The sequence below is a fragment of the Marinitoga piezophila KA3 genome, assembly GCF_000255135.1.
Classification (GTDB): Bacteria; Thermotogota; Thermotogae; order Petrotogales; family Petrotogaceae; genus Marinitoga; species Marinitoga piezophila.
In genome coordinates, this window is the sequence record NC_016751.1 from 425,891 (window position 1) to 446,505 (window position 20,615).

At 27.6% G+C, this 20,615-nt stretch carries 19 protein-coding genes, 1 tRNA gene and 1 CRISPR repeat array (1 of these 21 cut by a window edge); of the genes, 13 read left to right on the forward strand and 7 right to left on the reverse strand.

Annotated features, from left to right (window positions below; all coding sequences use genetic code 11):
• Window positions 1–839: direct repeats of the CRISPR family, unit length 36 nt; unit sequence ATCCGAATATCACTACTCTCTGAAAGAGATAGAAAC (it extends 574 nt beyond the left edge of the window).
• A 142-nt stretch (window positions 840–981) separates the two neighbouring features.
• Entirely contained in the window at window positions 982–1,197 is a 216-nt protein-coding gene (locus MARPI_RS02070) for an AAA family ATPase (protein ID WP_014295938.1), read from the forward strand.
• Between the two features lie 226 nt (window positions 1,198–1,423).
• The gene (locus MARPI_RS02075; RefSeq protein ID WP_014295939.1) at window positions 1,424–2,095 is read left to right on the forward strand and encodes a Crp/Fnr family transcriptional regulator; all 672 of its coding nucleotides are present in this window, start codon (window positions 1,424–1,426) and stop codon (window positions 2,093–2,095) included.
• Here the strand turns inward: MARPI_RS02075 and MARPI_RS02080 are convergent.
• Window positions 2,092–3,090 (reverse strand): LacI family DNA-binding transcriptional regulator, encoded by a 999-nt coding sequence (locus MARPI_RS02080; RefSeq protein WP_014295940.1) that lies wholly within the window; start codon window positions 3,088–3,090, stop codon window positions 2,092–2,094. The genes MARPI_RS02075 and MARPI_RS02080 overlap by 4 nt on opposite strands.
• 171 nt (window positions 3,091–3,261) lie before the next feature.
• The gene (locus tag MARPI_RS02085; protein ID WP_014295941.1) at window positions 3,262–4,392 is read right to left on the reverse strand and encodes a metallophosphoesterase family protein; all 1,131 of its coding nucleotides are present in this window, start codon (window positions 4,390–4,392) and stop codon (window positions 3,262–3,264) included.
• A gap of 56 nt (window positions 4,393–4,448) precedes the next feature.
• Here MARPI_RS02085 and MARPI_RS02090 point away from each other — a divergent pair, with 56 nt between their 5' ends.
• From MARPI_RS02090 to MARPI_RS02140, 11 genes are all read left to right on the forward strand, one after another.
• Entirely contained in the window at window positions 4,449–5,990 is a 1,542-nt protein-coding gene (locus tag MARPI_RS02090; protein ID WP_014295942.1) for an ABC transporter permease, read from the forward strand.
• Window positions 5,991–6,058: 68 nt separating this feature from the next.
• Entirely contained in the window at window positions 6,059–7,123 is a 1,065-nt protein-coding gene (gene prfA, locus MARPI_RS02095; RefSeq protein ID WP_148265186.1) for a peptide chain release factor 1, read from the forward strand.
• A 13-nt stretch (window positions 7,124–7,136) separates the two neighbouring features.
• A complete protein-coding gene (locus tag MARPI_RS11175) occupies window positions 7,137–7,937 on the forward strand; it encodes a RidA family protein (protein WP_014295944.1) in 801 nt (266 codons plus the stop codon).
• A gap of 36 nt (window positions 7,938–7,973) precedes the next feature.
• Window positions 7,974–9,896, forward strand: coding sequence for a threonine--tRNA ligase (thrS, locus tag MARPI_RS02105; protein ID WP_041638749.1), 1,923 nt, complete (start codon window positions 7,974–7,976; stop codon window positions 9,894–9,896).
• Window positions 9,897–10,031: 135 nt separating this feature from the next.
• Window positions 10,032–11,312 carry a Crp/Fnr family transcriptional regulator gene (locus MARPI_RS02110; protein WP_014295946.1) on the forward strand — a complete coding sequence of 427 codons (1,281 nt, stop codon included), beginning with the start codon at window positions 10,032–10,034 and terminating at the stop codon, window positions 11,310–11,312.
• Window positions 11,313–11,332: 20 nt separating this feature from the next.
• Window positions 11,333–12,619, forward strand: coding sequence for a cyclic nucleotide-binding domain-containing protein (locus tag MARPI_RS10605; protein ID WP_014295947.1), 1,287 nt, complete (start codon window positions 11,333–11,335; stop codon window positions 12,617–12,619).
• A gap of 10 nt (window positions 12,620–12,629) precedes the next feature.
• Complete coding sequence (locus MARPI_RS02120; protein WP_014295948.1) at window positions 12,630–13,637, forward strand: glycosyltransferase family 4 protein; 1,008 nt, start codon at window positions 12,630–12,632, stop codon at window positions 13,635–13,637.
• Window positions 13,621–14,631 (forward strand): lysylphosphatidylglycerol synthase transmembrane domain-containing protein, encoded by a 1,011-nt coding sequence (locus tag MARPI_RS02125; protein ID WP_014295949.1) that lies wholly within the window; start codon window positions 13,621–13,623, stop codon window positions 14,629–14,631. Before MARPI_RS02120 ends, MARPI_RS02125 begins: the two co-directional genes overlap by 17 nt.
• A complete protein-coding gene (locus tag MARPI_RS02130) occupies window positions 14,628–15,779 on the forward strand; it encodes a glycosyltransferase (RefSeq protein WP_014295950.1) in 1,152 nt (383 codons plus the stop codon). Before MARPI_RS02125 ends, MARPI_RS02130 begins: the two co-directional genes overlap by 4 nt.
• 39 nt (window positions 15,780–15,818) lie before the next feature.
• Window positions 15,819–15,893 (forward strand) — tRNA-Val (locus MARPI_RS02135).
• A gap of 196 nt (window positions 15,894–16,089) precedes the next feature.
• Window positions 16,090–17,259, forward strand: a complete 1,170-nt coding sequence (locus MARPI_RS02140) for an ATP-binding protein (protein WP_014295951.1) — start codon at window positions 16,090–16,092, stop codon at window positions 17,257–17,259.
• Between the two features lie 37 nt (window positions 17,260–17,296).
• Here the strand turns inward: MARPI_RS02140 and MARPI_RS02145 are convergent, their stop codons facing one another.
• From MARPI_RS02145 to rplI, 5 genes are read right to left on the reverse strand one after another with little or no spacing between them, the layout of a single operon-like run.
• Window positions 17,297–17,812, reverse strand: a complete 516-nt coding sequence (locus MARPI_RS02145; RefSeq protein ID WP_014295952.1) for a hypothetical protein — start codon at window positions 17,810–17,812, stop codon at window positions 17,297–17,299.
• 18 nt (window positions 17,813–17,830) lie between these two features.
• Complete coding sequence (locus MARPI_RS02150; protein ID WP_014295953.1) at window positions 17,831–18,757, reverse strand: SPFH domain-containing protein; 927 nt, start codon at window positions 18,755–18,757, stop codon at window positions 17,831–17,833.
• Window positions 18,758–18,773: 16 nt separating this feature from the next.
• Window positions 18,774–19,199: an NfeD family protein gene (locus MARPI_RS02155; RefSeq protein ID WP_014295954.1), complete on the reverse strand. Its 426-nt coding sequence runs from the start codon at window positions 19,197–19,199 to the stop codon at window positions 18,774–18,776.
• Window positions 19,200–19,226: 27 nt separating this feature from the next.
• A complete protein-coding gene (locus MARPI_RS02160; protein ID WP_014295955.1) occupies window positions 19,227–20,057 on the reverse strand; it encodes an MBL fold metallo-hydrolase in 831 nt (276 codons plus the stop codon).
• A 16-nt stretch (window positions 20,058–20,073) separates the two neighbouring features.
• Window positions 20,074–20,526, reverse strand: a complete 453-nt coding sequence (gene rplI / locus MARPI_RS02165) for a 50S ribosomal protein L9 (RefSeq protein ID WP_014295956.1) — start codon at window positions 20,524–20,526, stop codon at window positions 20,074–20,076.
• Window positions 20,527–20,615 lie beyond the last annotated feature (89 nt).

Below are 20,615 nucleotides of genomic sequence, written 5' to 3' on the forward strand. Positions count from 1 at the left end.
GATCCACCATCTAAGCTGTCATCTCCTTTCTCTAAGGAAATCCGAATATAACTACTCTCTGAAAGAGATAGAAACGCAACTTTTTTAATCATTGTTCTGGGTTTTGTTTTCCATAATCCGAATATAACTACTCTCTGAAAGAGATAGAAACAATTTTTCAATCAATTTTTTTACTCTTTCTCTTTCTAACAATCCGAATATAACTACTCTCTGAAAGAGATAGAAACGGGTATCATACATCCCCAATCTGAGAAGAATTGGGGATATAATCCGAATATAACTACTCTCTGAAAGAGATAGAAACATTGTTACAACATCAGCAATAGTGAAATGATACTCTTCTTATCCGAATATAACTACTCTCTGAAAGAGATAGAAACACTTTTTTCATTATATTTAAAAATTTTCTAATTTTTTTCAATCCGAATATAACTACTCTCTGAAAGAGATAGAAACTAATAATGGTTGGAAAATCGAGGAATGACAATTCATCATAATCCGAATATAACTGCTCTCTGAAAGAGATAGAAACTGCGGTTTAAACTCTCTCCAATTTCCAATAGGAACTACCTCATCCGAATATAACTGCTCTCTGAAAGAGATAGAAACAAAATAATCAAATGCTCCTTCTGCAATCAAAAAATATTCTTATCCGAATATCACTACTCTCTGAAAGAGATAGAAACCAAGTTCGTCTGCTTCTGGTGATAAATCGATTCTGTCTATAATCCGAATATCACTACTCTCTGAAAGAGATAGAAACTTCATTTCCTCGATTTTTTCTTCCTTCATTGATTCAGGTATTCCGAATATAACTGCTCTCTGAAAGAGATAGAAACGAAACTATGATTGTTTGAAAACATAGTGTTTAAACTTTTCATCATCTAATTTACAACCACTCTCTAAAAGAGACAAAAAACTCCTGCATTTTTCAATGCAGGAGTTTTTGTATATGGTATAATAACACCGTGAGGTGAAAGTATGGAAGAATTAAAAAATCTTCCTCTGGGAGAAAGCAACTTTAAAACCATAATAGAAAACAATATGTTTTTCATAAATAAAAGTATGCTTATAAAAGATATTTCGGAAGGTGGAGATGTAATATTAATTACAAGACCAAGAAGATTTGAAAAAACATTAAATATAAGCATGTTAGAACATTTTTTCAATGAAAGAAAACAGTGTGAATTTATTTAAAGATTTAAAAATCTGGAATGAAAAGGAAATATTAGAAAAGTATTTAAATAAATATCCTGTTATATTTATTAGTTTTCAGGGATCAGGTCGAAAATTGCAATTACCCCCCTAAAAATTCGTAAAACTAATTATTTATATTATATTAAATTATCAGTGTCGAGAATAAATTTTATTATGATATAATTCAATTGATAATCTAGAGCGTCTGAAATAAAGGTGGGAAATTATGCAACAAATTTTTGAGCAAATATCGAAAACTCCTATTTTTAAATCATTAAAAATAACTGAAATAGAAGAGTTAATTTCTTCAGAAAAGATGATTATAAAATCTTATGAAAAGGATGAAATTATTAGATTTCGTGGAGAAAAGGTTAATGAAGTAATGATTTTGTTATCAGGACAGGTTAAGGCTGAAATGTCTGATACTCAGGGAAAGATTATAGAAATAGAAGAAATAAAGGCTCCAAACCTTCTTGCTGTTGGAGCCACATTTTCTAAAAATTCTATAATTCCTGTTGATATAATTGCAATTGAGAAATCTACAGTAGCATTTATAAATAAAGATGAAGTTTTAAATTTATGTATGCATAATAAAGACTTTCTGCAGGAATTGATCGAATATCTGGGTACAAAATTTGTTTTTATTTCACAAAGATTATGGTTTATCACTCTTAACAATATTAAAGATAAAATCTTATTTCATATAAAAGGAAAATTAAAAGATTCTTCTGATGATTATGTAATACTCGAATATTCTGTTGAGCAATTATCTCATTTATTTGGCGTTACAAGACCATCTCTTTCAAGAGCGTTTTCTAAACTCGAAGAGGAAGGTATTATAAAAAAGGAAGGAAATAAAATTTATATTTTGAATAAAAATATCTTTAAAGATTTTTAATCTCTTCTTCTGGTTGAATTCCTTACTATTAATTCAGTTTTCAGAACTATGCCTTTGAATACCGGGCCATCTGAATTAATTATTTGAATAATAAGATTAGCTGCTGTATATCCCATTTTATATATTGGCTGTCTTACTGTAGTTAAAGAAGGTTTATAATGTCTGCTAAATGGAATGTCATTAAATCCTGTAATGCTAACATCATCAGGTATTTTCACACCTCTTTCATCAAGCGCATCCATTAAACCATAGGCTATAAGATCATTACCACCCATTATAACATCTGGAAGTTTTTTTAAATCTATTTCTTTTCCATACTGATACCCTGCATCATATGAAAAACAGGAATATATATGTTTATATGATTTAATATTATTTTTCTCCATAAATTCAGCAAAAGCTTCGTAACGCACCTGAGCACTAAATGTATTTTCATTGCCATTTACAAAGTGAAAACTTCTATGATTTGTATCGTATAAATATTGGAGCAAATCATGCATTCCCTGTTTATTATCACTTACTACATAAGAAACATCTATCCCTTTTAATATTCTGTCGAGATATACAACTTTTATCCCACGTTCTTTTAAATGCTTTAAATAAGGATTGGTAAGACCACTACCTATAAAAATAACTCCATCTATATGATTTGATTCAAATGTTTCTATGATTTTTGTTTCTTGTTCTAAATCCTGACCGGAATTACTTAATAGCAATGTATAATCTTCTTTTTTTAAATAATCTTCTATGCCTTTAACTATATGTGGAAAATAAGGGTCTGTAATATCTGGAATAACAAGTCCTATTGTTTTCGCTTTCCCTTTTCTAAGACTTCTTGCAACTATACTGGGTTTATATTCTAATTTTTTTATTGCCTCTTCTACTTTTTTTCTCAATTCTTCTTTTACAGGAGCACTTTTGTTTATTACTCTTGAAACTGTTGAGATCGAGACTCCAGCTTCCTTTGCTACATCTTTGATATTTATTCTTTTCATATTGAATCCCTTCCCATTGTTTTATTTGTAGTTTCGAAAACGTTTTCGTAATTATAGGATATCACAAATTTAAAATAAAGTGAAATTCAATCTTTTATAATGTTTATAGGATATAATTAAATATGAGCAAAAATTTCTTTTAAGCTATTGTATGCATAATATTAATACTGTTTATTTATCAATTTCAAAAAAATCTAAAACCATATCTAAAGATTTTACATTATTCATCTTATAATTATCCGATTTTCCAACTGCTTTTGTTATGACTGTGATTTTACCAGCTTTTACTTTTAAAAGAACATATTCAAGATATCCATAATGTATCTTTTGAGTGTATGGATTTAATTTTTCTTTATGCCCCGGATCAAACGGCGCACCGCCACCACCAGTGGTGATATATGTAATATCATTTAATTTAAATCGTTCATATGCATGAACATGTCCATTAAAAACAAGTTTAACGTTATATTTTTCAAATATTGGACGCCATTTTTTTTCAAGTATTTTATTATCTCTTCTCCATGCATAAATTGAATTGTTCCAAAACGGATAATGGAAAATTATTATATTTATATAGTTCTTATTGTTTTTCAAAGTTTGTTCAAGCCATATTGTTTCCTGTTTAAATAGTTCTGAATTATTGATAATAATTGAGTCAAGAAGAATAAAATTTAAATTCCCATATTTAAATGAATACCATTGTTTGTTTTGAAATCCTCCGCCCTCTGGCAATATAAAGGCATCATAATAATATTTTGAATTTTTTTCATGATTACCAGGAATAGGGAAATATGGAATGTTTAGTCCTTTTATTGTATTGAAAAAATTGGTCCAATAATTGATATTTTCTCCGTTTTCAACCATATCTCCAACATTAATTACAAAATCTGGTTTTTCTTCTATTATTTTATCTACTATCATTCTATGAAGTTTATCATAATATCTGGTGTCTCCATATACAACAAATGTAAAATCCTTTTTTAACGGATTAAATTCGTTGAATGTATTTTTGTATATAACTTTTGAATTTTGTTTTATAATATATTCAAAATTTTCATTAACATAATCAATATTTATTGGTATATGATAAAGTTCATTTTCCTGTAATTTAATAGAATATACTTCGTTTAGATTTTTATCTATAATATGAATGGAAAGTCCTTTAATTATTCCATTTGTTTTGAAATTTAAAAATAAATCTTTACCATTATATGTAATGTATGGTGGCCATAAAAATAGTGATTTTGAAAAGAGATATAAAGCTGAAAATAATAATATGAATAATAGAATATATTTTTTCATTCTTTCACCTCAAATATACAATTATTTGGTTTATAACTTTTTTTCAGGAGGACATTATGAGAAGAATACATTTATATATAATAATATTTGCTATATTGTGGGTTTTTCCAGTATCCATCTTAATGATTAACTACTTTGATTTTCATACTTTTTTAAATGTATTTTTTAGAGCAAGAACATTAAGGATACTAAAAAACACTGTTTATCAAGCCTCATTATCAACTGTATTTTCATTTATTATCTCGATATTACCTGCAATATATGTTGCTAATAATAAAAATACATTAAGTAAAATCCTTGAAAATTCATTTTTTATTCCATTTTTCTTTCCACCAATCTCAACGATAATTTCATTTTCGATTTTATATGGAAATAATGGAATTATAAATAAAATTTTTGGTTTGAATATATTATACACCTTAACAGCTATTATAATAGCTCATTCGTTTTATAATTCTCCAATATTTGTAAAATACATTTCAGACGCATTAAGGAATATACCTAAAAATTATATTGAAAATGCAATAATAGACGGTGCTTCCAAAAAGGATATAATAAGATTTATAAAGGTTCCGCTTATTATCCCTTCTGTTTTAAAAGGTGGATTTCTTGTTTTTATGTATTCATTTGTTAGTTTTGCAATTGTTCTTTCACTTGGTGGAATAAAATATTCCACATTTGAGGTTGCGATTTTCACTACTTTAAGAAGTTCTTTGAATTTTTCAAAAGCTTTGTCTTACGCATTGATTCAATTTTTAATTCTAATTATTCTTAATTTTATAATTTCACTTCCAAAGATCCATGAAATTCCATCAGAAGAGCTATATGTTTCTAAAACTTCTATGATAACCTTTTTTATTTCTATATTTTATGTATTATTTGAATATAGTATTGTATTTGTGGGAATTTTTTCAGGATTTTATGATTTTATAAATAATAGATTTACAATAAAAGGATTATATAATCTGTTTTCTAAAAGTTTGAACAAATATTATCCTGTCATAAAAAGTATTTATAATACAACACTTATCGCGTTAATAGTAGGAATAATTTCTATTTTTTTATCTTATATCATTTTAAGGAATATTAAGAATCATAAAGATATGAGATTTGCAAATATTTTTATTATCTCTTCTCTGGGAGTGTCTTCAACATTTATTGCTATGAGTTTGCTTATTCTAAATATTGAATTTTCAATTCCTTATGCTATTTTATTGATTATTGGATATCTTGTAATTTCAATACCTCTTGGATACACATTTTTACAACAAAGAGTTTTATCCTTTGATAACTCAATTATTGAAGCTGCTAAAATTGACGGAGCAAATAAATTCCAAACATTTCTTTTTATTGAAATGCCTATACTAAAAAATTCCCTGATAAGTTCTTTTTTACAGATATTTGCCATAGTTTTTGGTGAATTTACAATTTCTTATACAATGCAAGTTTCAAATTATTTCCCCATAGTATCCAATATTAATTACACTCTATCAAACGCACGATATTATCTGGAAAGTCAGGCAATGTCCTCAATAACTGTAATAATAATATTTTTAATATTCTATATTTCCACATCTTTATTAAAAGAAGAAGTTTAAAGGTATTCAAGAATATATAAAAATATGATATAATAGCAAAAAAGGGTATAAGGAGTGTGCATATGGAAATACTATCTTTTAAAGAAAAGGTTTTAGAAAAATTAAAAGAGGTTGAAGAGAAACTTGCAGATCCTGATGTAACCTCTAACCTCGATTTATTACAATCTCTTGGAAAAGAACATAACAGACTTTCAACATTAAAGGAATTATTTGAAAAATATGAAGGAATCACAGAAGACATAAAAGCACTTGAAGAATTAAAACATGCCGAAGAAATAGATGAAGAAGAATATAATTCCATGGTTGAAGAATCTGAAAAAAATCTGAAAAGTTGTTACCTTGAAATTCTAAGTCTTTTAATACCTGGAAATGAAATAAATGAAAGAAATATAATTATGGAAATCCGTGCTGGTACAGGCGGAGAAGAAGCTGCATTATTTGCTTCCGATTTAATGAGAATGTATTTAAGATATGCGGAAAATAAGGGTTGGAAACATGAAATAATGGAATTAAGCGATACAGGTATTGGCGGAACAAAAAACGCAGTTATAAAAATAAAAGGTAAAGGTGTTTTTGGTAGATTGAAATATGAAAGTGGTGTTCATAGGGTTCAAAGAGTTCCTGTTACAGAATCAGGAGGAAGAATACATACTTCAACAGCAACTGTTGCAGTATTGCCTGAAGCAACAGATGTTGATGTTAAAATAGAGGATAAAGATTTAAGGATTGATACCTATAGAGCGGGAGGTGCTGGTGGACAACACGTCAATAAAACAGAGTCTGCCGTGAGAATTGTCCACTTACCGACAGGGATTGTTGTTACATGTCAAAATGAAAGATCACAACATCAAAATAAAGAAGCTGCTATGAGTATTTTAAGGGCAAAGTTGTATGAAGAAGCATTAAGAAAACAACATGAAGAATTAACCTCTCAAAGAAGATCGCAAATTGGAACCGGGGAAAGAAGTGAAAAAATTAGAACATATAATTTCCCTCAGAATAGAGTTACAGATCATAGAATAGGTTATACATCATATAGATTAGGATTTATACTCGACGGGGATTTAGATGAAATAATCGATAAATTAATGGAATGGGATTTAACAGAAAAATTGGAAAATCTGGAAATCTAAGGGGGATGAGAGTATGAAGTTTTATATTGATGTTGCTTATAAACTGTCCTGGATTTTGACATTTATAATTGGATTCTCTGGTGTTAGCACATCATCTGGGGTTACAGGATTTTTCTTATTCTTTTTTACTTTAACTACTTTAATATTATTGACAGGAACATATTTATTTTCAAGAACAAAAGATGGATTACATACAATAATACATTATTTTAGTATGATAGTAATTGCTTCTGCGTATATGATTTCTATGTCATTAATAAAATTAAATGTATATACTTTTACTGTATATTATATGCTCTATAATGTTTTATACGCATTTATATTAAATAATTACTTTAAGTATTTTGAGGAAAAAGACCATTTGAAGGATTTATTAAAAACTCTAAATTTAAGCTATTTCGATTATTTTGATGGTCATCAAATGAGATTAAAACTCTTTAATAATAAAAAGAGTGTAACACCAAAGAATTTTTCTGCTGTTGGTCCATACTCTCATGCAATATTAAAAGATGATGAGTTATTTATATCAGGTCAATTGCCTATTAATTATGAAACTGGTGAAATACCTGAAAGTTTTGTTGAACAGACAAAACAAGTTATGGAGAATATTAAAACTATCTTGAAATCTTCCGGTTTTTCATTAAAAGATGTTGTTCAGGTGCAGGTTTTTCTTACTGATATGTCTAAGTTTAATGAATTTAATGTTGTATATGAAAATTACTTTAAAAAAATTTATCCTGCAAGATTTGTTATAGAAGTTTCTAAATTACCAAAAGATGCAATGGTTGAAATTGCATGTATTGCTAAAAAGTAATAAATAATAATAAAGAAGGGGTGATTATATATGGAAATGATAAAGATTGTATTGCCTGATGGTTCAGAAAAGGAATATAAAAAAGGAATTACTGCAGCAGAAATTGCAAAAGGAATTTCTGAAGGATTATACAGACAATCAGTAGGTGCATTGGTAAACGGAGAATTATATGATTTAACAAGACCTATTGAAGTTGATGCAACAGTAAAATTAATTACAGATAAAGATCCTGAAGCACCTGTAATTTTCAGACATACAATGGCTCATATTATGGCACAGGCAGTAATGAGAATATATGGAAAAGATGTAAAACTTGCAATTGGTCCTGTAATAGAAAATGGATTTTATTATGATTTTGATATGGAAGAAAAGATTTCCGAAGAAGACCTCGAAAAAATAGAAGCAGAGATGAAGAAAATAATAAAAGAAGATTTAAAAATCGAAAGATTTGAAATTTCAAAAGAAGAAGCAAAGAAAATGTTTGAAGAAATGAATCAACCATATAAGGTTGAATTGCTTGAAGATATAGAAGATGATACAGTTACATACTATAAACAAGGAGAATTTATTGATCTTTGTAGAGGGCCTCATCTTCCTTCAACAGGGAAAATTAAACAATTTAAATTATTATCTGTATCAGGAGCATATTGGAGAGGCGATGAAAGAAATAAAATGCTTCAAAGAATCTATGGTACAGCATTTGCTAAAAAGGCACAATTAGATGAATATTTAAAAATGCTTGAAGAAGCAAAGAAAAGGGATCATAGAAAATTAGGTCCAAAACTCGAATTATTTATGTTTGATAGCGAATTGGCACCTGCAATGCCTTTCTTCTTACCAAGAGGAGCTAAAGTTATTAATCAGCTTATAGAATTCTCAAGAGAATTACATAAAAAATATGGATATGAAGAAATACTCACACCATTAATGATGAATGTAAAGCTCTGGCATCAGTCAGGTCACTGGGATCATTATAAAGAAAATATGTATTTCACAGAAAAAGATGAGATGGAATATGCAATTAAACCTATGAACTGTCCTGGACATATTTTAATCTATAAATCAAAGGTTGTAAGTTATAGAGACCTTCCAATAAGATATTCTGAATTTGGTAAGGTTCATAGATATGAAAGAAGCGGTGTTGTTCATGGGTTGTTCAGGGTAAGAGCATTCACTCAGGATGATGCACATATTTTCTGTACAAAAGATCAAATTGAAGAAGAAGTAATCAAGGTTATGGACTTTACAAATGAATTATACAACGCTTTTGGTTTTGAATATGAAGCAAATTTAAGTACAATGCCTGAAGACCATATGGGTGATGAAAAAACCTGGGAAATCGCTACAAATGCATTAAAGGCTGCACTTGAAAAATCAGGAATAAATTATAATATTAACGAGGGTGATGGTGCATTTTATGGTCCAAAGATCGACTTCCAAATTAAGGATTCATTAGGAAGAAAATGGCAATGTGCTACAATTCAGCTTGATTTCCAGATGCCAGAAAGATTTGATATTCACTATGTAGACCACAATAATGAACTTCAAAGACCTGTTATGATACACAGGGCAATATATGGTTCTATTGAAAGGTTCTTTGGAATTTTAATTGAAAACTTTGCAGGTGCATTCCCAACATGGCTTGCACCAGAACAGGTTGCAGTAATTCCTGTTTCTGATAAATATGTTGAATTCAGTAAAGAAATTGCAGCAAAATTAGACAAAGAAGGAATAAGAGTAAAACTTGATGATTCAAATGCAACAGTAGGATACAAAATTAGAAATGCACAATTATTAAAGATTCCATATATGATTGTTATTGGTGAAAAAGAGGTTGAATCAAATAAATTTAATGTAAGAACAAGAGAAGGTAATACTGTAGAAGATATTTCTCTTGAAGATATTATTAAAACTATACATGAAGAAGTGAAAAATAGAAGCTTAAAGTTAAGCTATTAAAATTAATTAAGTACAGTTGCGGTTTAAAAAATAAACCGCAACTGTATTTTTATTTTCAAAAAATGGAAATTCCCTTATTTGATTTTTAAATCTATAAAGAGTATAATTATAATGGAGAGTATTGGGGGAATATTTATGATAAAAAAATATAAAAATGACGAAATATTACAATTAGAAAACGAGGACCCAATAGCTTTGGTTGTTTTAAAAAACGGCCATTTGTTAAGTGAATCAAAATTTTGTAATTATAAAAAAGTCTTTATTAAAAAGGGGATTTTTTCTGAAGAATTCCTTTTTAACATAAAGACCATTGAATCGCTGAGAAATGTTAGAAATTCGGAAGTCGAACTAATTACAGATAAAAAAGAAGCGGAAGAATTTTTAAAAAATAATAAAGAATTATTAAGTCTGGCTATAAAAAAGAGAATAAAAATGCTTGTTAATATGAATGATAAAATAGCTACTGATTTTTTTACCAAAAAAAATCAACGAAGACTTGCTGAAGATTTCAAAACTGAAATTGAGGTTGAAGAAGTTAAAAAGATTTTTAAAAAAATATATAAATATAACTGGCATTATTTTTCTGATGATTTTATACAAAAATATATATCAGCAAGAGAATTAATATTATCTGAAGAATATGAAGAAGCTTATGAAAACTTAAAAAATATAGATTTATCAAATATAGAAGATAAATACTTTAAAGCCGAAATAGAAATCTGGAAAATATATTGCCTTTATTTTATGCAAAATAATAACTATGAAAAAATGCTTGAAACGCTTCATTATAAATATGATTTTTTAAATGAACTTATATCTTTCTTTATTTTAAATAAAAGCATAAAGGATAAAAAAATTGACAGCAACTTAAAAACTTATTTTAAAAAAGGGTATTTAATTCCCGCCAAGACCGTTTTGTTCTTCGAAGGAGAAGAAGGTGACTGGTCCTTTTTAAACGTTAGCGGGAGTGTATATATTTCAAAATTTTTAGACAATAAAGAAATATTATTAAATATTCTTACTGAAGGAGAAATTGTAGGGGAAATTGCTGTAATTGAAAATGTTCAAAGAACAGCTACCGTCTTTACAAAAACTCCTTTACAGTTTATTTATATAACATCAGATAATCTGGAAAGTTTGATAAATGAAAGTTATTTATTGGGTAGAAATATTTTAAAAGCCCTTATTAAAAGAGTTGATTTTCAAAAAAAACTAATAGCTAATACAGATTTAATCGATAAGACAAAAGTATTGATTAATAAATACAGCCGTCAAAGATTAAATAAATTTAAGCTAACCCCCCAACAGTTTTTAAATCTATCAGGTTTAACAATGGATATTTCTGAATTTATAACAATATTATCCAAAAATAAAATATCCACAATTAGACCTGATGGAACTCTTTATTTTAAATAATATTTTTGGGATGTGATTATATGAAAGAAAGGTTATATGCTCCGGAAACTATTTTGGTAAATGAGGGAAACGAAGTTGAAAACTTGATAATTTTAAAAGAAGGGATGTTAGAAACAACATCTTCTTTTTGTGCTCATCATTCATATGAAACTAAAGGAATATTTGGTGCTGAATTGCTTATTCCAGGGATAAAATCTTTTGAATCAATAAGAGTTATTGAAAATAGTAGGGTTCTTTTATTGGAAAAAGAACTCGTAGAAAAATTTTTGTTATCAAATTCCAGTCTGGTTATATATCTTATAAAAAAGTATATAGAAAAAATTATTAGTTTAAATAAAAAAATATTCGGAGATATAAAGAAGGAAAATGAGAATAAGAAAAATTCGGAGCATCTTATTGATAAAAACTTAGATGTTGTTGATATTTCGAAAAAATACCTTAAAAGACATAGAAGAAGGGAATATACAAGTATAAAAGATCATAACATACAATTATATGAAAACGGTAGAAAACTTTTTAATGCAGGAAAAATAAAGGAAGCTTTAAATGAATTTAAAAAGATTCAATTTAATAAATTCGATATGTATTTTCAGGCAGAAGTTGAAATCTGGAAAGATTTGTGCATGATATTAATCTCTCCAGATAAAAAATATTATCTTGAAAAAACTCTAAGAGAAAAATATCCGTTTATAAAAGAGTTATTTTCATTTATGGTTTTTGAGTCGGTTATTACAAATAAACCTTTAATAAAACCACTTGTCACTTACTTAAAAAGTGGATATTTGCTTCCATCTCATACTGTATTATTTCATGAGGGGGAAGAAGGAGATTGGGCATTTATGATTCTCTCGGGAAATGTTAGAGTATCAAAATTTTCACCTCACGGTGAAAAATTGTTAGCAATTTTATCAAATGAAGAAATAGTAGGTGAAATTGCTTGTTTTAAAGATGTTGAAAGAACTGCAACTGTATTTACTTCAACACCTTTACAAATGATAAAAATTGAAAAAAATAATTTAGATTCATTGGTTACCAATGATCCTGGTTTTGGATTAAAAATAGTAAAGAAGCTTATTATGAGACTAGAATTCGAAAGATATTGGGCTTCTCCAATGAATTTTGACGAAAAATTAACATATATGATTAAAAAATATGGTAAAAATACATTGAATAAATCTCATTTAAAAATTGAAGAAATATTGAGTTTGTTTAGAATTACTGATAAAAAACCAAATGAAGTTATCGATTACCTTTTTAAATCAAATATTGCGAGATTGAGAACAGATGGAACACTGAAATTTATATAAGGAGGAACATATGAAGATTTTATTATTTTCTGAAGGAAAAAATATGTTTCAAAGATCAGGAGTAGGGAAAGCTTTACAGCTTCAACAAGAAGCTTTAAAGTTAGCTGGAGTTGATTATACTCTTAACCCAGAAGATAATTATGACATTGTTCATATAAATACTATTGGTTTTACAAGCGAAAAAATCTTAAAAGAAGCTAAAAAAAAGGGAAAAAAAATTATTGTGCATACACATACTACATATGAAGATTTTAGAAATAGTTTTATATTCAGCAACCAATTAGCTTTTTTCATAAAAAAAAGATTAATAAAAATGTATTCTAATGCGGATTTTTTAATATCGCCAACTAAATATACTCAAAATCTTGTAAGGAGTTATGGTATAAAAACCAAAAGTGCTGTAGTTTCAAACGGTGTAGACACAAATAAATTTAAATATAATGCAAAGTCTGCAATAAAATTCAAAGAAAAATATAAATTAAATAAACCCTTAATCCTTTCAGTTGGTTTGCCTTTTGAAAGAAAGGGTATTTTAGATTTCTATAAATTAGCAAAAAAGCTCCCTCAATTCCAATTTATCTGGTTAGGAGCTAAAATGAAAATAGTACCCAAAAAAATTAGAAAAATCTTAAATGAAAAATCTATTAAAAATTTACTATTTCCCGGATATATTCCTACAGAAGATTTAATTAATGCATATAGTGCTGCAGATATCTTCTTATTTCCTAGCTACGAAGAAAATGAAGGAATTGTAGTTTTAGAAGCCTTATCATCTCAAACTCCTTTAATAATAAGGGATATTCCTGTATATAAAGATTGGCTTACAAATGAAGTTAATTGTCTAAAATCTTCTTCTTTAGAAGATTTTGAAAAAAATATATTCAAGATAATAAATAAAGAAATTGATGTTGAAAAACTTAAAGAAAACGAAAGGATTGTTGCTCTTGAAAGGGATTTGAAAGTTATCGGTGAAAAACTTAAAAACATATATGGTGATTTATATGCTGAAAAAGTATAAAAATTTAATTTCTCTAATAATTTCCATTTTTATTGCTATTTTCACAATAGTTATGATTGAAAAACTAACTGATGCTAATTTACTCCATGAATTAAAAAAACTTAAAATAGAGGATATAATGATTTCTTTTTTTATTTATTTTATAGGGTACTTTATTGATACAATTAGGTATAAAATAATTATAAGACAATTTGGAACAAAAATTTCTTTTTTTCAATTATTTTATAATAATGTAATGGGACTTCTTTTTTCATCTCTTACACCTTTTGCTGCCGGGGGGCAACCTTATCAAATTTATCATTTAAACAAATATGGTTTAGATTTAGAACATTCTACAAACATTGTTATCTCTAGATTTATAACATTAATGTTTTTAAACTTATTTATTGCTTTTATATCCTACAATAAAGTGATTTATTCTCTAAAAAATACAAATATAGAATCTATATTAATTAATATGGGATTATTTATTTCTGTAGCAATTACTATTTTGATTCTTACTTTATTTTTGAATAGTAAATGGATTTTAAAAATTTTAAATTTATTTCCAACTAAACGAATAAAAAAACTTAAAAGCAAATTTGAAAAATGGTCTTCTAATCTAAAAGAAAGTATTTCCTTTTTATGGAGTGAAAAGTTAGGATATATGATAATAGATATATCTTTAAATTTTTTAGTTCTCATTGTTCAAGCTTTTTCTCTTTTTTATATGTTTTATAAATATACAAATATCGAAATAAATTTATTTAATTTTTGGATTGTTTTAGGAGCAATGACATTATTAAATATGGTAGTATATTATATTCCAACTCCCGGTGCAAGCGGAAGTATAGAAGCTTCTTATCAATTAGTATTTTCATCAATTCTCTCTATAAAAAGTGGTGTATTAATTTCTATTATTGGATGGAGATTTGCCACTTATTATCTACAAATTTTATTTGCAAGTTTATTAAGAGTTTTCGTTAAATTATTTTTTAAAGAGGTGGAACAATGAATATAGGCATATTTTCAGATGTATATTTCCCACAAAAGAATGGTGTATCTACTGCTGTAAAATTATATAAACAGGAAATGGAAAAATTAGGACATAATGTATATTTATTTGTACCAAGATATTCTCATAATTATAAAAGAAATGAAAAAAACGTTTTTGAATTTCCTGCAATTAAATTCTTATTTGAAAAAGAACAAAGAATTGCCATTCCAATTTCAGGAGATATTTTTAAAATAAAGGATTTAGAATTAGACATAATTCATTCGCAAGATCCTTTTTCAATGGGAATTCTTGCAGAATTTTTAGCAAAATTATTAAAAATAAAACATGTTGGAACCCATCATACAATGTATGAATATTATAGAAAATATTTACCTTTAATTATTAGACCAACTTTAAAACAAACTCAAAAAATGATACGAAATTGGTGTTTGAAATTAGACAAGGTAATTTCACCTACAGAAAATATAAAAGAAGTATTAGTTGATTATGGTGTTCCTGAAGACCATATAGTGGTTATTCCTACTGGAATAGAAACAGAAATTTTTAATAAAGAAATAACCTGGAATCTTAGAGAAGAGTATAATATAATGCCTGATGAAAGAATTTTATTATTTGTAGGAAGGCTTGGGCCAGAAAAAAATATAGATTTCTTAATTAATGTATTTTCAAAAGTTGTAAATAATGAAAAGAATACTAAATTTGTCATTATAGGTGACGGAGTAGAGAGGGAAAAATTAGAAGAAATGGTAGTTAATTTAAGTTTACAGGAAAAGGTTATTTTTACAGGTGGTCAACCACGTGAAAAGGTATTAGAAGCATATAAACAGGCTGATATTTTTGTATTTGCTTCATATACAGAAACTCAAGGTCTTGTGGTTTTAGAATCTATGGCAGCAGGAACTCCTGTTGTAGCACTTGGAAAAATGGGAGTTTACGATCTTTTAAATCACGAAAATGCTGGTGGAATAATGATCAAAGAATTAAATGAAGATGATTTTGTTCACGAAATTTTAAGAGTATTAAAAGACCATGAATTGCATAAACAATTGTCAGAAAATGGAATTAAATTTGTAAAAGAAAATTATTCAATAGAAGTATCGGTTAAAAGAATTATAGAGGTATATAAAGATGTTTTAAATTCTTGACAAAATAATCTCTTTATGGTAGAATTTATACGGTAATTAGGGTGCTTAGCTCAGTGGGAGAGCGCTTCCTTGACGCGGAAGAGGCCGCAGGTTCGATCCCTGCAGCACCCACCAAAAGCCCTTTAAGGGCTTTTTATTTTTATTATATATACTCTTTAAACAGTTCTGGGACAGAACCGTTTTATGCATATTTAGTTCTGAGGCAGAACCAATATATTCTTAAATTATGTATTTTTATGGTATAATATATTTATATAGAACTATTTTATGCATATTTAGTTCTGATTCAGGACTTAAAGAGGTGGTAAGGATGAACAAAGATCTAATAATTGAAAAATTAGAAATTTTTCAGGAAAAACTGCTTTATATTTTACCTGAAAAATTCCGACCTTTTTTTGATACTATTAACAAAGATACAAAAAATTTAATGTTAGTTGGTTCTCGTGGAACTGGAAAAACAACCTTTTTATTAAAAAATTTAAAAGAAAAAAATGCTCTATATATATCAGCAGATAACCCTATTGTTTCAACAATACCATTATTTGATCTTGTAGAAGCCGCATTTTTAAAAGGCTATGAAAGTGTTTTTATTGATGAAGTTCATTTTGCAAATGATTGGAGTATTCATTTAAAAGGAATTTATGATGTCTTTCCTGATAAGAATATATGGGTAAGTGATAGTAGCAGTATAATTTTACAAAAAGGAGTTTCTGATCTTTCAAGACGTTTTCCAATTATAGAAATTCCTTTGCTTTCACTTCGCGAATTTATTTATCTTGTTGATGGAAAACTTTATCCTATAATCGATCCTTTTGATTATGATCCCAAAATCATCAAGAAAATAATTTCCGAAATTAACGTACTCTCATTATATAGAGACTATATAGACCATGGATTTAGACCAATTTTTCTTGAAGATTTACATATGTATGATAATAAGCTTTTAAAAATTGTAGAAAAGTCCATACAATCAGATATTTTATTTTTACTTCCACAATTACGAGAAAATTATTTAAGAATAATAAATGCAATCATTGGATATCTAGCATTAGCTAAAATACCACGACTTATAATAAATTCACTGTGTAAAGAATTTTCAATTGGAAAAGAAAAGCTTTATCAACTTCTAAATGCTCTTGAAGCTATAAAAGTAATAAGAATTATAAGACATGAAAAAGATTATAAACTCAATTCTGTAGGTTCAAAAATATTTTTATATGATCCTGGAATATATAAAATTTTTAATGGTGATTCTGGAAACTTAAGAGAAGCATATGTTGCTGCACTCTTTTCAGAAGCGGGAATGAAGGTATATTCATCTAAAAAAGAAGAATATGGTGACTTTGTAATTGATGAAAAACTTATTGAAGTTGGTGGGAAAAATAAAAAAATTAAAAAGGCTGATTTTGTTTTAAAAGATGACATTGAAATTCCAGTTAAAAATTCCATTCCTCTCTGGCTTATAGGTTTTTTATATTAATAAAAAAGCTTCCTGAAAATCAGGAAGCTTTTTTGATTTATGTTCTTGAAATTTTTCCATAGTTAGATGATTTAATAAGTCCAGCACCAAATAAAAATAACACAACATACATAAATTCATCAAAATTATTTGAAAAGTTATACCAGAATGGAATTTTATTAATCATTAATATCGCCGCTATTGAAAAGAAAAAGCCTTCAAGTCCTCTAATCAAGATTCTTTTCATAAGAAAACGATAGAAATATGATTCCCTTGTGTATCCAAATGAAAGTATCATTGATCTAAATCTGCTATCAAATTTATCCTTAGCTGTCATAAATGATCTTGTATAAAATAGAATAAGCGAAATAAACAATAATAGATTACTTAATTTATAATATTCCACATTTAGCATTTTTAGAAGCACAACACTTCCTAAAAAGTTATACATGTTAAAGAATTCAATTATAAAGAAAGGTCTTTTGTTTGAAATTATAAAATACTGTGCAAGGAAGAATGCCAGAAATGATGCTACAAAACATTCAAAAATCAAATATATGTAATAAAACGTCATTAAAAAACTCCTTTCTTTTTATTCAGAAGTTTCCTTTTTTTCTTCTTTTTTCTCCTGTGGCAATTTTGATTCAACCATTGCTGCAACAGATCCTAAAACGCCCATTATATCATAAGGTATAAATAATTTTGAAGCCTGACCATTTGCCATTTCCTGTAAAGTTTCTAAGTATTTTACCTTTAATAAATCTTCTGTTGGCTGACCTTCATGTATTGCTTTGAATACGTTAATAATAGCTTTTGCCTGACCTTCTGCTTCAACTTCGTATTTGTATTTCTTAGCTTCAGCAACTCTTTTTACAGATTCAGCTTCACCTTCGGCTTTTAATATAGCAGAACGTTTATCTCCTTCAGCTCTTAAGATAGCTGCCTGTTTATAACCTTCAGCTTCTAATATTGCAGCCCTTTTCATCCTTTCAGCCTTCATTTGTTTACTCATTGCTTCCATTATATCATCTGGTGGATCAATCTTTTTAATTTCTACCCTTGTTACTTTAACACCCCATTTATCCGTGGCGTCATCAAGCACTTCTCTTAATCTGGTATTGATCATTTCCCTTGAGGTTAATGTCTGGTCAAGTTCGAGTTCACCTATTACATTTCTTAAATTTGTCTGTGCAAGTTTTATAGCTGCAAGCTGGAAATTATTTACATTATAGATAACTCTAAATGCTTCTGTTATTTCATAATAGATTACAGCATCAACGGTTACAATAACATTATCTTTTGTAATAACCTCTTGTGGTGGAACATCAATTACACGTTCCCTCATATCAACCTTTATCATTCTATCAAGGAAAGGAATAATAAACTGTAATCCTGGTTGAGCCTCTCTATGAAACTTCCCAAGACGTTCAATTAAACCTTTTTCATATGGCCTTATAATTTTTAAACTTGTAGCTGCTATTAAAATGACAAATACAGCTATAATAGTTAATAAATACATCCTTAATCATCCCCCTTCAAGAAAGTTTTTTTACAACTAATGTATTACCTTCTCTTTTTAAAACTACAATTTTATCCCCTGATTTTATTTCTTCATCCGACATTGCTTTCCATTCTTCACCGAAAATTTTTACTATTCCAGATTTATTTTTCCCAACATCTGAAATTGCAATTCCTGTTGCATTTTCTAATTCATCAAGACTGAATTTTCTATTTTCAGAACTTTTAAGCCATGGCCTTACAATTTTTCTTGAAAAAATCACAAGTATAAAGGATAGTATTATAAAAAATGTGGTTGTAATTATTTTGTTTGTTGTAAATATTCCTAATATGGCAGTAATAAAACTACTAATTCCAAACCATAAAAAGAAAAATGTTGGTGTAATAATTTCAAGAATAACAAAAATAATCCCCAATATTATCCAGAATTGCCATTCCAGCATTTTAACTCCCCCTTTCCATATGTTTCGCTATATTATGGAAATTTCTTCTGGATGTACAATATGAAACTCTATATCCTTAAATTCACTGGATAATTCTTCTTTTGTTTTTTTAATTAACCTTGTATATCGGCTTGAAATATGATAAAGAATAACCTTTTTTGGCTTAATTTGTGTTAATAATTTTTTTATTTCGTCTAATGATGTATGATTGCGCAATTTTCTATCTTTTTCTCTTATAAAAGTACATTCATGTACCAATATATCACTATCTTCTATAATATCCGGTGATACAGGTAACGAATCTCCGCTAATAGTAACTAATTTTTTTGTATATTTTTCCAATATATTTTCTTTACCCATTTTACTTATTAATTCCTTTATTTCATTTCCAGATAGATTTTGATATTCACTTTTTAAACGTTTTCTGTTTTCAAGAATCTGGAAACCAACAGATTTTTCGCCTGGTGTATGCCTTGTTTTGAAAATCTTTAAATATCTGTTATTTTTTAAAGGGATAATATCACCATGTTCAACGGTAATAAATTCAAGTTTGAATCTTAAATATTTATTCATTCTCTGGATAAAGTTTAGATATTCTTCTATATTTTTAGAACCTTTAGGATAATAAATTGTTAACCCTTTTTCTCGACTTCCCATTGCATTGTTTCTGGTATTTATAAATCCCCACAAACCTGCAATATGATCAACGTGAGAATGTGAAATAAATATCTTTTCTATACTGTATATCTTGTTTCCTAACGCAGCGCTTATTCCTTCGCCTACATCAAATAAAAGCCTATCAGGTTTATAATAAACCCATGTAGTATATAATGCCTTTGAACGAATTATAAATTCCAAAATTTTTCACCATCCATTATTCTTCTAACGGTTCTATTTTAACCTTAATATCTCCTTTTACACCTTCTGGAAGTTTTATTGTTAGTGTATATAACCCTACTTCTTTAATATTAACCTTTTCTGTAAACCATCTTTTATCAAAATCGATATTTGTACTATCTTTTATATGTTTTGCAATATCATTTGCTGTAATTGCTCCAAATAATTTTCCATTTTTTCCACATTTTATTTTTAATTTATAAACTTTTTCCTGGAGTTGTTTAAGTAATTTTTCCATTTTTTCTTTTCTTTTTTGTTTTACTTCTTTTTTTACTTCCTGTATTTTTTGAACGTGTTTTATTTCTCCTTCTTTCGCTTCAATTGCAAGTCCTCTTGGTATTAAATAGTTTCTTCCGTAACCGTCAGAAACTTTTACTATTTCCCCTTTTTTACCAACTTTTGCTACATCTTTCAATAACATTACTTTCATATAACCCCTCCTTGTTTCTTTCTTTATTAAGTATATCACAATTTAGTTAAATTTAATGTGAAAATGGAATAACAAAAATTAAAGGAGGC